13 protein-coding genes are annotated in these 13,996 nt (G+C 66.8%); 10 read left to right on the top strand and 3 right to left on the bottom strand.

Features of this window, described 5'->3' with window-relative positions:
• Positions 1-137: 137 nt before the first annotated feature.
• Complete coding sequence (locus AC4OR5_RS16950) at positions 138-932, bottom strand: SDR family NAD(P)-dependent oxidoreductase (RefSeq protein ID WP_003082773.1); 795 nt, start codon at positions 930-932, stop codon at positions 138-140.
• A 95-nt stretch (positions 933-1,027) separates the two neighbouring features.
• The gene (pagP, locus tag AC4OR5_RS16945; protein WP_009876132.1) at positions 1,028-1,486 is read right to left on the bottom strand and encodes a palmitoyltransferase PagP; all 459 of its coding nucleotides are present in this window, start codon (positions 1,484-1,486) and stop codon (positions 1,028-1,030) included.
• A 451-nt stretch (positions 1,487-1,937) separates the two neighbouring features.
• Here pagP and AC4OR5_RS16940 point away from each other — a divergent pair, with 451 nt between their 5' ends.
• The 10 genes from AC4OR5_RS16940 (at position 1,938) to AC4OR5_RS16895 (ending at position 13,232) form a co-directional block, all read left to right on the top strand.
• The gene (locus AC4OR5_RS16940) at positions 1,938-2,846 is read left to right on the top strand and encodes a glutamate/aspartate ABC transporter substrate-binding protein (RefSeq protein WP_003140367.1); all 909 of its coding nucleotides are present in this window, start codon (positions 1,938-1,940) and stop codon (positions 2,844-2,846) included.
• Between the two features lie 202 nt (positions 2,847-3,048).
• Entirely contained in the window at positions 3,049-3,795 is a 747-nt protein-coding gene (locus AC4OR5_RS16935) for an amino acid ABC transporter permease (protein ID WP_003082767.1), read from the top strand.
• On the top strand, positions 3,792-4,460 hold the full coding sequence (locus AC4OR5_RS16930) for an amino acid ABC transporter permease (protein ID WP_003082765.1): 669 nt from the start codon (positions 3,792-3,794) through the stop codon (positions 4,458-4,460). Before AC4OR5_RS16935 ends, AC4OR5_RS16930 begins: the two co-directional genes overlap by 4 nt.
• Positions 4,457-5,191, top strand: a complete 735-nt coding sequence (locus tag AC4OR5_RS16925) for an amino acid ABC transporter ATP-binding protein (RefSeq protein WP_003082761.1) — start codon at positions 4,457-4,459, stop codon at positions 5,189-5,191. Before AC4OR5_RS16930 ends, AC4OR5_RS16925 begins: the two co-directional genes overlap by 4 nt.
• A 77-nt stretch (positions 5,192-5,268) precedes the next feature.
• Positions 5,269-6,942: a gamma-glutamyltransferase gene (gene ggt, locus AC4OR5_RS16920; RefSeq protein ID WP_003086881.1), complete on the top strand. Its 1,674-nt coding sequence runs from the start codon at positions 5,269-5,271 to the stop codon at positions 6,940-6,942.
• A gap of 85 nt (positions 6,943-7,027) precedes the next feature.
• Positions 7,028-8,116 (top strand): asparaginase, encoded by a 1,089-nt coding sequence (locus AC4OR5_RS16915; protein WP_003109247.1) that lies wholly within the window; start codon positions 7,028-7,030, stop codon positions 8,114-8,116.
• Positions 8,117-8,211: 95 nt separating this feature from the next.
• Complete coding sequence (locus AC4OR5_RS16910; protein ID WP_003140368.1) at positions 8,212-10,113, top strand: sensor histidine kinase; 1,902 nt, start codon at positions 8,212-8,214, stop codon at positions 10,111-10,113.
• Entirely contained in the window at positions 10,110-11,435 is a 1,326-nt protein-coding gene (gene aauR / locus AC4OR5_RS16905) for a two-component response regulator AauR (RefSeq protein WP_003086877.1), read from the top strand. Before AC4OR5_RS16910 ends, aauR begins: the two co-directional genes overlap by 4 nt.
• Before the next feature lie 283 nt (positions 11,436-11,718).
• Positions 11,719-12,831, top strand: coding sequence for an alkene reductase (locus AC4OR5_RS16900; protein ID WP_058161169.1), 1,113 nt, complete (start codon positions 11,719-11,721; stop codon positions 12,829-12,831).
• A gap of 194 nt (positions 12,832-13,025) precedes the next feature.
• Entirely contained in the window at positions 13,026-13,232 is a 207-nt protein-coding gene (locus AC4OR5_RS16895) for a hypothetical protein (protein ID WP_031693347.1), read from the top strand.
• A 5-nt stretch (positions 13,233-13,237) separates the two neighbouring features.
• Here the strand turns inward: AC4OR5_RS16895 and AC4OR5_RS16890 are convergent, their stop codons facing one another.
• Positions 13,238-13,861 (bottom strand): class I SAM-dependent methyltransferase, encoded by a 624-nt coding sequence (locus AC4OR5_RS16890; RefSeq protein WP_058161167.1) that lies wholly within the window; start codon positions 13,859-13,861, stop codon positions 13,238-13,240.
• Positions 13,862-13,996: the final 135 nt, after the last annotated feature.

Below are 13,996 nucleotides of genomic sequence, written 5' to 3'. Positions count from 1 at the left end.
CCGGCGCCTCCTGTCGCGCCTCGTTACGCAAGCTTTACGAGCGCCGCCGCCAGGCGCCGGCGCGGCAACCGGCCAGGGCCGCCGGGTACCGCGCCGCGAGTGCCGAGGAGCATTTTTACGCTGGCGTTGCGCGCTCGTCAGGCCAGGCTGTCGAGCACCCCGCCGTCGACCCGCAGGGCCGCGCCGGTGGTCGCCGAGGCCTGGGTCGAGCAGGTGTAGACCACCAGGTTGGCGACTTCCTCGGGCGTCGCCAGGCGCTGGATGATCGAACTGGAACGGTGCTGCCGGACAAAGGCGGTGCCGGCCTCTTCTATGCTCTGCCCGGCCTTCTGCGCATCCTCGCGGAGCATCTCGGCGACGCCTTCGGTGAGGGTCGGTCCGGGCAGCACCGCATTCACCGTCACCCCGGTGCCGGCCAGGCGCTTGGCCAGGCCGCGCGACACCGAGAGGTTGGCGGTCTTGCTGAAGCCGTAGTGGATCATGTCCGCCGGGATGTTCAACGCCGATTCCGAAGACAGGAACACCACTCGCCCCCAACCGCGCTCGACCATTCCCGGGACGTAGGCGCGGGCCAGGCGCACCCCGGACATCACGTTGACCTCGAAGAAGCGGCTCCACTCGGCGTCCTCGATGTCGAAGAAGTCCTTCAGCTCGAAGATGCCCAGGTTGTTGACCAGGATGTCCGCCTTCGGCTCGGCCGCAACGAAAGCCGCGCAGCCTTCCGCCGTGCCCAGGTCGCCGGCGACGCCGCGTACCCTGGCATCCGGCTGGCCGTTCCGGATCGCCGCGATCGCACGGTCCACCGCCGCCTGGCTGCGTCCGTTGACCACCACGGTGGCGCCGGCGGCGGCGAGGCCGCTGGCGATGGCGAAGCCGATGCCGGCGGTGGAACCGCTGACGATTGCCAGTTTGTCGCTCAGATCGATCTGCATGGGAGTCTCCTGTCGAGTGACGAACCGCTCAGGAACGCGGCTCGGGGAACAGACGACAGCCTAGACCAGCCAGCGTTCCGTGCCCGCTCTGTGCCTCAGAGACGCAGGCCGAGGTTGATCATCGCCGCCGAATTGCCGAGCAGCACCAGCTCGCTGCCCAGCGGGCCTAAGCGTACGCCCACCGAGGGGATGATCGCCGGCGCGACGCCGAAGCGGTTCAGCGGGATCTTGTCGCGGTATTCGCCGCGATAGCCCTGCAACAGGCCGCCGGTGAGCTTCAGGTAGACCGGGTAGCTGTCACTGTCGAAGCGCTTGCCCAGGTAGGCGTAGTTGGAGCGCTGGCTGAACGAGTTGCGGAAGGTCGCGCCGCCGGCCAGCACACCATCGGCGCGGTTGTATTCGAGGCCGAGCAGGTCCTGGTGGTTGTTGTGTTCCGGGTCCGGGTTGAAATGCCGGGTGTAGACGCTGGTCTGCAGGTACCAGAAGTCGCCGTCGTCGGCAGCCCAGGCAGGTGCGGCGAGCACGGCCAGCAGGCTCAGGATGAGATAGCGCATGGGGACTCCAGGCGGCCGTCGCCAGGTAAGGAAGGCAAGACGTGACGGCTTGCGCCTCGCAGCGTGAATTCTGCTGAACCCGGCCTGAATCGGGCCTGAACGAAGCCTGAACAATTTCTGAACGAACCGTCAGAAAAACCCGGAATGGCTCAAGAACGGACCTCGGCGAAACGTTCGGAAAACCGAACGCCATGCCCCGAAAATATTCGGAAGAGCGGACGAAAGGCCATTTCGGGGCATTTTCATCCAAATTTAATTTCTTTTACTTTCAAATAGTTAGACTAAAAAAAGCCGGATTTCATAAGCTGGCATGCATCCTGCCACTACACTGTTCGGCAAGCACGATACTCTCGTGGCTTCCCCCGCCGGGGAAAACCGCGAAACACCCTGTCCCGGAGAGGCCAGGCGCTCGCGGCTCAATAAAAATCAAAACAAGTCGAGGAAGAAATTCATGCGTATCGCTCCCAGTCTGCTGAGCACCGCCATCGTGGCCGCTCTGTTGTCCGCTCCGGTCGTCGCTGACGAGCTCACCGGCACGCTGAAGAAGATCAAGGACACCGGCACCATCACCCTCGGTCACCGTGACGCTTCGATTCCCTTCTCCTACCTCGGCACCGAGCCGGGCAAGCCGATCGGCTACTCCCACGACCTGCAACTGAAAGTGGTCGAGGCGGTGAAGAAGGAACTCAACCTCCCCGACCTGAAGGTCCGCTATAACCTGGTCACCTCGCAGACCCGCATCCCGCTGGTGCAGAACGGCACCGTGGACATCGAGTGCGGCTCTACCACCAACAACGAAGAGCGCCAGAAGCAGGTCGACTTCTCCGTCGGCATCTTCGAGGTCGGCACCCGCCTGCTGTCGAAGAAGACCGCCAACATCAAGGACTTCGACGACCTCAAGGGCAAGAACGTGGTGACCACCGCCGGCACCACCTCCGAGCGCCTGCTCAAGGCCATGAACGCGGACAAGAAGATGGGCATGAACATCATCTCCGCCAAGGACCACGGCGAGTCCTTCATGATGCTCGAATCCGGCCGCGCGGTGGCCTTCATGATGGACGACGCGCTGCTCTACGGCGAAATGGCCAAGGCCAAGAAGCCGGACGACTGGGTCGTCGGTGGCACCCCGCAGTCCTTCGAGATCTACGGCTGCATGGTGCGCAAGGGCGACGCGGCGTTCAAGAAAGTGGTCGACAAGGCCATCACCGATACCTACGCCTCCGGCGAGGTCAACAAGATCTACGACAAGTGGTTCACCCAGCCGATCCCGCCGAAGGGCCTGAACCTCAACTTCCCCATGAGCGAAGAGCTGAAGAAGCTGATCGCCAGCCCGACCGACAAGGCCGCCGAGCAGATGTAACGAGCGCCAGGCGTTCCTCCCGGAGCGCCAGCGCTTCGCGCGTCGCCCCCGCCTCGCGGCGGGGCCTCGGGGACGCGGGAGGGGCCTGCCCCTCCCCAGCCGTCTCCCCCGGAAGAGCAGCGCCGCCGGCCCGCACGGCCGCGCCGGCGCCTGCCTTCCCCGCCAGTGTCTGCAACCGATTGAACCGAGGGGAAACCCCAACATGAATTACAACTGGGACTGGGGCGTGTTCTTCAAGTCCACCGGGATCGGCAGCGAAACCTACCTCGACTGGTACATCGCCGGTCTGGGCTGGACCATCGCCATCGCCCTGGTCGGCTGGATCATCGCCCTGGCGCTGGGCTCGCTGCTCGGCGTCATGCGCACCGTGCCGAACCGCCTGGTATCGGGGATCGCCACCGCCTACGTGGAAATCTTCCGCAACGTGCCGCTGCTGGTGCAGCTGTTCATCTGGTACTTCCTGGTACCCGACCTGCTGCCCGAGGGCCTGCAGACCTGGTTCAAGCAGGACCTCAACCCGACTACCTCGGCCTACCTCAGCGTGGTCGTCTGCCTCGGCCTGTTCACCGCCGCGCGGGTCTGCGAGCAGGTGCGCACCGGCATCCAGGCGCTGCCCTACGGGCAGACCTCGGCGGCCCGCGCGATGGGCTTCCGCCTGCCGCAGATCTACCGCCACGTGCTGCTGCCGCAGGCCTTCCGGATCATCATCCCGCCGCTGACCTCGGAGTTCCTCAACATCTTCAAGAACTCCTCGGTGGCGTCGCTGATCGGCCTGATGGAGCTGCTGGCGCAGACCAAGCAGACCGCCGAGTTCTCCGCCAACCTGTTCGAGGCCTTCACCCTGGCCACGCTGATCTACTTCACGCTGAACATGAGCCTGATGCTGATCATGCGCCTGGTGGAGAGAAAGGTCGCCGTACCGGGCCTGATCTCCGTAGGAGGTAAATGATGGACTTCAGTGGAATCGTTCCCGCCCTGCCGAGCCTCTGGGAAGGCATGCTGATGACCCTCAAGCTGATGGTCCTCGGCGTCCTCGGCGGCGTCGCGCTGGGTACCGTGCTGGCGCTGATGCGGCTGTCGCACAGCAAGTTGCTGTCGAACATCGCCGGCTTCTACGTCAACTACTTCCGCTCGATCCCGCTGCTGCTGGTGATCACCTGGTTCTACTTCGCGGTGCCCTTCATCCTGCGCTGGATCACTGGCGAGGACACCCCGGTGGGGGCGTTCACCTCCTGCCTGGTGGCCTTCATGATGTTCGAGGCGGCCTACTACTGCGAGATCGTCCGCGCCGGCATCCAGGCCATCCCGAAAGGCCAGATGGGCGCCGCCCAGGCACTGGGCATGACCTACGGGCAGACCATGCGCCTGGTGATCCTGCCGCAGGCGTTCCGCAAGATGACCCCGCTGCTGCTGCAACAGAGCATCATCCTGTTCCAGGACACCTCGCTGGTCTATACCGTCGGCCTGATGGACTTCCTCAATTCGGCCCGTTCGCGCGGCGACATCATCGGCCAGGCCAACGAGTTCCTGATTTTCGCCGGCCTGGTCTACTTCGTCGTAAGCTTCACCGCCTCGTTCGCCGTCAAACGTCTGCAGAAAAGGTTAACCGTATGATTTCCATCAAGAATGTCAGCAAGTGGTATGGCGACTTCCAGGTCCTGACCGACTGCTCCACCGAGGTTGCGAAAGGCGAAGTGGTGGTGGTCTGCGGGCCGTCCGGCTCGGGCAAGTCGACCCTGATCAAGTGCGTCAACGCACTGGAACCCTTCCAGAAGGGCGACATCGTCGTCGACGGCACCTCCATCGCCGATCCGAAGACCAACCTGCCCAAGCTGCGCTCGCGGGTCGGCATGGTGTTCCAGCATTTCGAGCTGTTCCCCCACCTGAGCATCACCGAGAACCTGACCATCGCGCAGATCAAGGTGCTCGGCCGCAGCAAGGAAGAAGCCACCAAGAAGGGCCTGGCCCTGCTCGAGCGCGTCGGTCTCAAGGAGCACGCGCACAAGCACCCCGGCCAGCTCTCCGGCGGCCAGCAGCAGCGCGTGGCGATCGCCCGCGCGCTGGCGATGGACCCGGTGGTGATGCTGTTCGACGAGCCGACCTCGGCGCTCGACCCGGAAATGGTCAACGAAGTGCTCGACGTGATGGTCCAGCTGGCCCACGAAGGCATGACCATGATGTGCGTGACCCACGAGATGGGCTTCGCGCGCAAGGTCGCCAACCGGGTGATCTTCATGGACCGCGGGCAGATCGTGGAAGACTGCGAGAAGGAGGAGTTCTTCGGCGACGTCAGCGCCCGCTCCGAACGCGCCCAGCAGTTCCTCGCCAAGATCCTCCCGCACTGATGTACCCGCCCTCGCCGGCCCGCCCGGCGGGGGCCTGCTCTACCCTCGCCTGCGATAACAATAAATAGGGAAAGCCCATGCAACCTGTGCTCTTCAGAACCCTGTCCCTCGGCGTCGCCATTGCCGCCGCATCCTCCTCGGCCTTCGCCGCCACGCTCGACGGCGGCGCCGTCGCCGCGCCCGACGAGTACGGCGCCAAGGTCGCCGCGCAGATCCTCAAAGCCGGCGGCAACGCGGTGGACGCCGCGGTGGCCACCGCCTTCACCCTGGCGGTCACCTACCCCGAGGCCGGCAACATCGGCGGCGGCGGCTTCATGACCCTGTACATGGACGGCAAGCCGTACTTCCTCGACTACCGCGAGGTGGCGCCGAAGGCCGCGAGCAAGACCATGTACCTGGACGACAAGGGCGAGGTGATCGAGAACCTCAGCCTGGTCGGCGCCAAGGCCGCCGGCGTGCCGGGCACCGTGATGGGCCTCTGGGAAGCCCACAAGCGTTTCGGCAAGCTGCCCTGGAGCGAGCTGCTGACCCCGGCCATCGGCTACGCGCAAAAGGGCTTCAAGGTCGCCGACAAGCAGTTCCAGTACCGCCAGGACGCCGTCGCGCTGTTCAACGGCAAGACCAACTTCGGCGACTACTTCGGCCACATGAAGGCCGGCGAGGCGTTCCTCCAGCCGGACCTGGCGAAGACCCTGGAGCGTATCGCCGACAAGGGCCCGGACGAGTTCTACAAAGGCCATACCGCCGACCTGCTGGTGGCACAGATGCAGCAGGACAAGGGACTGATCACCCACCAGGACCTCGCCGACTACAAGGTCAGGTGGCGCGAACCGATGCGCGTCGACTGGCAGGGCAACACGCTCTATACCGCGCCGCTGCCAAGCTCCGGCGGGATCGCCCTGGCCCAGTTGCTGGGCATCAAGGAAAACCGTGCCGCCGACTTCAAGGGCGTCGAGCTGAATTCCGCGCGCTACATCCACCTGCTGGCGGAGATCGAGAAACGCGTGTTCGCCGACCGCGCCGACTACCTCGGCGATCCGGACTTCTCCAAGGTCCCGGTGGCGCGCCTGACCGATCCGGCATACCTGAAGCAGCGTGCCGCCGAGGTCAACCCGACGGCGATCTCGCCGACCGAGAAGGTCCGTCCCGGCCTGGAACCGCACCAGACCACGCACTTCTCCATCGTCGACGCCGACGGCAACGCGGTGAGCAACACCTACACCCTCAACTGGGACTTCGGCAGCGGCGTGGTGGTCAAGGGCGCCGGCTTCCTGCTCAACGACGAGATGGACGACTTCAGCGCCAAACCGGGCGTGGCCAACGCCTTCGGCGTGGTCGGCAGCGACGCCAACGCCATCGAGCCGGGCAAGCGCATGCTCTCCTCGATGAGCCCGAGCATCGTCACCCGCGACGGCAAGGTCAGCCTGGTGGTCGGCACGCCCGGCGGCTCGCGGATCTTCACCTCGATCTTCCAGGTGCTGAACAACATCTACGACTTCCACCTGCCGCTGGAGAAGGCCGTGGCCGCGCAGCGCGTGCACCACCAGTTGCTGCCCAAGGACACGATCTACTACGACGCCTACGCGCCGCTCGCCGGCAAGGTCGCCGAGGAGCTGAAGGCGATGGGCTACACCCTGGAGGACCAGGGCTGGAACATGGGCGATATCCAGGCCATCCGCGTCGACGGCAAGGCCCTGGAGACCGCCTCCGATCCCCGTGGCCGCGGCGTCGGCCTGGTGGTGAAACCCTGACAGGACGGCGGGCGGCCGACGCCGCCCGCGCCTGATTGCGTGCAACGACGATAACCCTACCAACCTACCGACACGAGATATCGCCATGAAGCCATTGCTCCACGCGTTCGCCCCCGGTGTTATGGCCCTGATGCTCCTGCTGCCGCAGGCCGCCCAGGCCAAGGAAGTCGCACCGCAACAGAAACTGTCCAACGTGGTCATCCTGGCCACCGGCGGTACCATCGCCGGCGCCGGCGCCAGCGCCGCCAACAGCGCCACCTACACCGCCGCCAAGGTGCCGGTCGACCAGTTGCTGGCCAGCGTGCCGCAGCTCAAGGACATCGCCAACGTCCGCGGCCAACAGGTGTTCCAGATCGCCTCGGAAAGCTTCACCAACGAGAACCTGCTGGAACTGGGCAAGACCGTCGCCAAGCTGGCCGATAGCGACGACGTCGACGGCATCGTGATCACCCACGGTACCGACACCCTGGAAGAGACCGCCTACTTCCTGACCCTGGTCGAGCACACCGAGAAGCCCATCGTGGTGGTCGGCTCGATGCGCCCGGGCACCGCGATGTCCGCCGACGGCATGCTCAACCTGTACAACGCCGTGGCGGTGGCCGGCGACAAGTCGGCACGCGGCAAGGGCGTGCTGATCACCATGAACGACGAGATCCTCTCCGGCCGCGACGCGAGCAAGATGGTCAACATCAAGACCGAAGCGTTCAAGAGCCCGTGGGGCCCGCTGGGCATGGTGGTCGAGGGCAAGAGCTACTGGTTCCGCGCACCGGTGAAGCGGCACACGGTGAACTCCGAGTTCGACATCAAGCAGATCTCCGCGCTGGCTCCGGTGGAAATCGCCTACAGCTACGGCAACGTCAGCGACACCGCCTACAAGGCCCTGGCCCAGGCCGGCGCCAAGGCGATCATCCATGCCGGCACCGGCAACGGCTCGGTGCCCGCGCGCGTGGTGCCGACCCTGCAGGAACTGCGCAAGCAGGGCGTGCAGATCATCCGCTCCTCGCACGTCAATGCCGGCGGCTTCGTCCTGCGCAACGCCGAGCAGCCGGACGACAAGAACGACTGGATCGTCGCCCACGACCTGAACCCGCAGAAGGCGCGCATCCTGGCCGCGGTCGCGATGACCAAGACCCAGGACAGCAAGGAGCTGCAACGGATCTTCTGGGAATACTGAGTGAACCCTTCCGGCGCCGCCTGCCGGCCGTGCCGGAAAACCGCCCGCTCCGCCGCCCATCGTGGCGGCGGGCTGGCCTAGCCGCGACGACTGTGATGGAATCCCCCGACCCGCCCTGCAGCGTACCTCCGTCACTGACCGTGAAGCCCCGCCTCGTCCGCCAGTTGCTGCTCCCCATTCCCCTGCTCCTGCTGATGCTCGGCTTCGGCTACGGCGGCTACCGGATCAGCGAGAGCGCCGGCATCCGTGCCCTCGCCGAGAATGGCGAACGCCAGCTGGAGCTGCATGCGCGGACGGTCGAGAGCGAGATCAGCAAGTACACCTACCTGCCCAGCCTGCTGGAGCTGGAGCGCAGCGTCAGCCACCTGCTCACCGACCCGACGCCATACCGGCGCAACCAGGTCAACGCCTACCTCGAAGGCCTCAACCGCCGCGCCGGCAGCCGCGCGGTGTACCTGCTGGACACCAACGGTCGGGTCCTGGCCACCAGCAACTGGAGCGACCCGGACAGCTACCTCGGCGAGGACCTGTCGTTCCGCGCCTACTGGCAGGACGCGATGAAGGGCAAGCCGGGCCGCTTCTACGGCATCGGCAGCACCCGCGGCGAGCCGGGCTACTACCTGGCCCACGGCCTGGTCCACGGCGGCCGGATCATCGGCGTGGCGGTGGTCAAGGTGAAGATGGACGCCCTCGAGGAGCGCTGGGAGAAGGCGCGCCTGGAAGCCTTCGTCAGCGACGAGAACGGCATCATCATCCTCTCCAGCAACCCTGCCCTGCGCCTGAAGGCGGTGCGCTCCCTGAGCGCCGACGACAAGGAGCGCCTGGCGCGCAGCATGCAGTACTACTGGTGGGCGCTGAACGAGTGGCAGCCGCTGCTGCGCGAGCCGCTGGCCGCCGGAGTGGAGAAGCTCAGTTTCCCCGCCGATGAGCAGCACCCGCGCGGCGAAGCGGTCACCTACCTGGCGCAGACCCGCGCGCTGAATGACACGCCGTGGAACCTGACCCTGCTCAGCCCGCTGGAAGACCTGCGCCGCGACGCGGTGCGCAATGGCATGCTGGCCGCCATCGGTTTCGCCCTCCTGGCCTTCCTGCTGATCGCCTGGAACGAGCGGCGCAAGGTACTCGCCACCCGCCTCGCCGCGCGCGAGGCGCTGCAACGGGCCAACGGCGAGCTGGAAGTGAAGATCGCCGAACGTACCGCCGACCTGCAGGCCAGCAACGCACGCCTGACCGCCGAGATCCACGAGCGCCAGCAGGCCGAGGACACCCTGCGCAAGGCCCAGGACGAACTGGTCCAGGCCGGCAAGCTGGCGGTGATCGGGCAGATGTCCACCAGCATCGCCCACGAACTCAACCAACCGCTGGCGGCGCTGCGTACGCTGTCCGGCAACACCGTGCGCTTCCTCCAGCGCGGCAAACTGGAGACCGCCAGCACCAACCTCGCCACCATCAACGAACTGGTCGACCGCATGGGCCGCATCACCGCCAGCCTGCGTGCCTTCGCCCGGCGCAGCGACGACGCCGGCCAGGCCAGCCTGGCCAAGGCGGTGGACGCGGCGCTGCTGATCCTGCACGGGCGCCTGGAGCAGGACCCGCCGACCCTGCACCGGCATTTCGACGACGTGCGCCTGGGCATCGACCAGACCCGCCTGGAGCAGATCCTGGTCAACCTGCTGGCCAACGCCCTCGACGCCATGAGCGGGCAGGCCGACCGCCAGCTCTGGCTGGAAGGCCGGCGCGAGGAGGAGCGCTACGTCCTGCGCGTGCGCGACAACGGCCCCGGTATCCCGCCGGCGGCGCGCGTCCACCTGTTCGAACCCTTCTTCACCACCAAGCCCGGCGAACATGGCCTGGGCCTCGGCCTGACCCTCTCGGCCAGCCTGGCCACCGCCGCCGGCGGCAGCCTCAGCGTGCAGCACCCCGAAAGCGGCGGAACCGCCTTCGAGCTGAGCCTGTCCCTGGTTCCCGATTCCCCGACTGCGAGTCCCGCCCGATGAACGAGCCGCTTTCCGTCCTGATCGTCGAAGACGATCCGCATGTCTTGCTCGGCTGCCAGCAGGCGCTGGAGCTGGAGGACATCCCCTGCATCGGCGTCGGCAGCGCCGAGGAGGCGCTGCAACGGGTCGACCGCGACTTCGCCGGCATCGTCGTCAGCGACATCCGCCTGCCCGGCATCGACGGCCTGACCCTGCTGGAGCGTCTCAAGGCCCTCGACCCGAGCCTGCCGGTGGTGCTGATCACCGGTCACGGCGACATCTCCATGGCGGTACAGGCGATGCACGCCGGCGCCTACGACTTCATGGAGAAGCCCTTCTCTCCGGAACGCCTGGTCGAGGTCGCCCGCCGCGCCCTGGAGCAGCGCGGGCTGGCCCGCGAGGTCAGCGCGCTGCGTCGCCAGTTGGCCGGCCGCCAGGACCTGGCGCAACGGATCATCGGCCGCTCGCCGGCGATCCAGGCGTTGCGCGAGCTGATCGCCAACGTCGGCGACACCTCGGCCAACGTGCTGATCCTCGGCGAGACCGGCACCGGCAAGGAGCTGGTGGCGCGCTGCCTCCACGACTACAGCCGGCGCCACCAGCATGCCTTCGTTGCGCTGAACTGTGGCGGCCTGCCGGAGAACCTGTTCGACAGCGAGATATTCGGCCACGAGGCGCACGCCTTCACCGGTGCCAACAAGCGGCGGATCGGCAAGATCGAGCATGCCAACGGCGGCACGCTGTTCCTCGACGAGATCGAGAGCATGCCGGTCAACCTGCAGATCAAGCTGCTGCGGGTGTTGCAGGAACACACCCTGGAACGCCTCGGCTCGAACCAGTCGATCCCGGTGGACTGCCGGGTGATCGCGGCGACCAAGGCGGACCTCGCCGCCATGGGCAAGAGCGGCCAGTTCCGCAGCGACCTCTACTACCGGCTCAACGTGGTGAGCCTGGAACTGCCGGCACTGCGCGACCGCCGCGAGGACATCCTGCTGCTCTTCGAACACTTCCTCCAGCAATCCTCGCTGCGCTTCGACCGCCCCGCGCCGGAACTCGACCGTGCCACCGTGGCCAGCCTGATGGCCCACGACTGGCCGGGCAACGTGCGCGAACTGCGCAACGTCGCCGAACGCTTCGCCCTCGGCCTGCCGGTGTTCAACAAGGGCGGCCAGGCCGTACAGACCGGCGGCCCGCGCTTCGCCGAAGCGGTGGAGGCATTCGAGAAGGCCCTGCTCGGCGACGCCCTGGCCCGCCACCACGGCAACCTGACCCAGGCCAGCCAGGACCTGGGCATGGCCAAGACCACGCTGTTCGACAAGGTGAAGAAGTACGGCCTGCAATAGGCCGGAGCGCCCTCTTCGCCCTGCCCGCCTGGCGTGGGGCGCAGGACGCGATGCTTCATCCGGCATTTCTCACCCGCCTGCGTTTCCGCTCGGTGGATAACGCCGGGGGCGTTATTCGCCCTACCCGCCGGTGTGGGGAATGCGCTATCCGGGCATTCATGAATTGAACTCAAGTGTCATTTTCCCCGGCAGCGGTTTTTCGCACGAATCGTTCCGCCAATAATGCGCTCACCTTCTTCCAGCGCGCCGCGCCACGGCCGGCCTCACGAGCGAGATCGCCATCATGCTGTTCAGCCCCTATGCCCTTGGCCACCTGACCCTCCCCAATCGCATCGTCATGCCGCCGATGACCCGTTCCCGTGCCGCCCGTGGTGAAGTCGCCACCGCGCTGATGGCCGAGTACTACAGCCAGCGCGCCGGCGCCGGCCTGATCGTTTCCGAAGGCACCCAGATCAGCCGGCAGGGCCAGGGCTACGCCTGGACACCGGGCATCCACAGCGCCGAGCAGGTCGCCGGCTGGCGCCAGGTCACCGACGCGGTGCACGCCGCCGGCGGGCGCATCTTCGCCCAGCTCTGGCACGTCGGCAGGGTCTCGCACACCTCGCTGCAACCGGGCAACGCCGCCCCGGTGTCCTCCTCGGCGCTGGTGGCCGAAGGCGTGAAGGTCTTCGTCGATCCCCAAGGCCGCGGAGCGCAGGCCGGCGGCGGCGAGATGGTCCAGCACTCGGCGCCGCGCGCGCTGGCCGTGGAGGAAATCCGGGAGATCGTCGCCGACTATGCCCAGGCCGCACGCAACGCCCTCGACGCCGGCTTCGACGGGGTCGAGCTGCACGGCGCCAACGGCTACCTGATCAACCAGTTCATCGACTCCCAGGCCAATGCGCGCAACGACCAATACGGCGGCTCGCTGGAGAACCGCCTGCGCTTCCTCCGCGAAGTCGCCGAGGCGGTCACCGCGGTGGTCGGCAGGGAGCGCATCGGCGTGCGCCTGGCGCCGCTGACCACCCTGCAGGGCGCGGTCGACGACACCCCGCAAGCCACCTACCTGGCCGCGGCGCGGCTACTGGACGAGATCGGCGTGGCCTACATCCACATCGCCGAGGCCGACTGGGAAGACGCCCCGGCCATGCCGGCGGCGTTCAAGGAAGCGTTGCGCATCGTCTACCGTGGCAGCCTGATCTACTCCGGCATGTACACCAAGGCGCGCGCCGAGGAAGCCCTGGCCAGGGGCTGGGCCGACCTGGTCGGCTTCGGCCGGCCGTTCATCGCCAACCCCGACCTGCCCTACCGCCTGGAGCACGACCTGGCGCTGGCCGACGGCGACCGCTCGACCTACTTCGGTGGCGGCGGCGCCGGCTACACCGACTACCCGAGCCTGCCGCAGGCGGCCGGTTGAACCCCCTAGCCGACCGGACCGCGAGCGCGCGGCCGGTTGGCGAAACATGCCGCCACAACCTCGCCTTTGGTCGACTAGAACCCACGGCTGGCGGGACCTAGACTCAATTCGCCAGATATTCATTATTAATAGGCCTGATTTCCTGGACAGGGGGGACCACCGATAGCATCGAGGAACATTTCGAGGAATCCGCCATGAGCAAGTCCCTGATCGTCTCCCTGGCCGCCAGCCTGGTCGTCCTGGCCGGTTGCGCCAACCCGCCGCGCAGCGTCGAACGCCCCTACAGCGACGCCGAAATCAAGTCCTACGCCCTCGACAGCCTGGAACGCAGCGGCCTCTCGCCGAAACGCCTCGACCAGTACCGCAGCGTGCTCGGCACGCCGCACCGGCAGACCCTGTAGCGCCTTCAGCCGGGGCGCCGCCAGACGCTCGCCAGCCAGGGCTGCTGCTCGCGCGGCAGGCCCGGCGGCCGGTAGTAGTGTTCCAGCTCGACGAAACCGGCCTCCTCCAGCAGGCATTTCCAGGCCGGGTAATCGTGGTAGGCGCCGTAGCGTTGGCCATTCCAGCCCTCGCGGTTGTCGCCGCGCGGGTTAGAGCTGAACAGCACGCCGCCCGGCCGCAGCGCTTCGAAGAGTTCGCCGAGCACCCGCGGCAAGGCGCTGCCGGGCACATGGAACAGGCTGGCGTTGGCGAAGATGCCGTCGAAGTGCCCAGCCGGCAGTCGCAGCGCCAGGAAATTCTGTTGCCACACCTCGCAACCGCTGTCGGCCCTGGCCATCTCGACGAAGCGCGGCGTGCCTTCGAGCCCGACCGGCTGGTGGCCGAGGCGACGGAAGGTGGCCAGGTCGCGCCCGGGACCGCAGCCGAAATCGAGGATCCGGTACGGCGGCGGCCCATCGATATGGCGCAGCAGCGCCTCGACGTTCTGGCTCACGTCGTGGCCGCGGGTGCCCTCGCGGAAGCCTTCGGCGTTGCGCTGGTAGTCGGCCAGGGTGATGGCGGTGATCGCGTCGAAATCCTCGGTGCTCATGTCTGCTCGCAGTGGCGGGGTTCCGCCCAGTCTAGCGTCGGCACGGGTTTCGCCTAAGGTTTTGTAATAGTTTCCCGCTGTGGCGAGGGCCCGCGACACAGTAGGATCGACTTCCCTTTGACTCTCAATGGCCAT

The organism is Pseudomonas sp. YA1 (genome assembly GCF_058680555.1).
The sequence above is the reverse complement of the archived record's forward strand: the minus strand, read 5'-3'. Positions and strand labels throughout refer to the sequence as shown.

Bases quoted from the DNA above. Each gene is read 5' to 3' on its own strand.
- AC4OR5_RS16950 (WP_003082773.1), bottom strand. From the start codon at position 932: ATGCAGATCGATCTGAGCGACAAACTGGCAATCGTCAGCGGTTCCACC.
- AC4OR5_RS16940 (WP_003140367.1), top strand. From the start codon at position 1,938: ATGCGTATCGCTCCCAGTCTGCTGAGCACCGCCATCGTGGCCGCTCTG.
- AC4OR5_RS16930 (WP_003082765.1), top strand. From the start codon at position 3,792: ATGATGGACTTCAGTGGAATCGTTCCCGCCCTGCCGAGCCTCTGGGAA.
- ggt (WP_003086881.1), top strand. From the start codon at position 5,269: ATGCAACCTGTGCTCTTCAGAACCCTGTCCCTCGGCGTCGCCATTGCC.
- AC4OR5_RS16935 (WP_003082767.1), top strand. From the start codon at position 3,049: ATGAATTACAACTGGGACTGGGGCGTGTTCTTCAAGTCCACCGGGATC.
- AC4OR5_RS16925 (WP_003082761.1), top strand. From the start codon at position 4,457: ATGATTTCCATCAAGAATGTCAGCAAGTGGTATGGCGACTTCCAGGTC.
- AC4OR5_RS16895 (WP_031693347.1), top strand. From the start codon at position 13,026: ATGAGCAAGTCCCTGATCGTCTCCCTGGCCGCCAGCCTGGTCGTCCTG.
- pagP (WP_009876132.1), bottom strand. From the start codon at position 1,486: ATGCGCTATCTCATCCTGAGCCTGCTGGCCGTGCTCGCCGCACCTGCC.
- aauR (WP_003086877.1), top strand. From the start codon at position 10,110: ATGAACGAGCCGCTTTCCGTCCTGATCGTCGAAGACGATCCGCATGTC.
- AC4OR5_RS16890 (WP_058161167.1), bottom strand. From the start codon at position 13,861: ATGAGCACCGAGGATTTCGACGCGATCACCGCCATCACCCTGGCCGAC.
- AC4OR5_RS16915 (WP_003109247.1), top strand. From the start codon at position 7,028: ATGAAGCCATTGCTCCACGCGTTCGCCCCCGGTGTTATGGCCCTGATG.
- AC4OR5_RS16910 (WP_003140368.1), top strand. From the start codon at position 8,212: ATGGAATCCCCCGACCCGCCCTGCAGCGTACCTCCGTCACTGACCGTG.
- AC4OR5_RS16900 (WP_058161169.1), top strand. From the start codon at position 11,719: ATGCTGTTCAGCCCCTATGCCCTTGGCCACCTGACCCTCCCCAATCGC.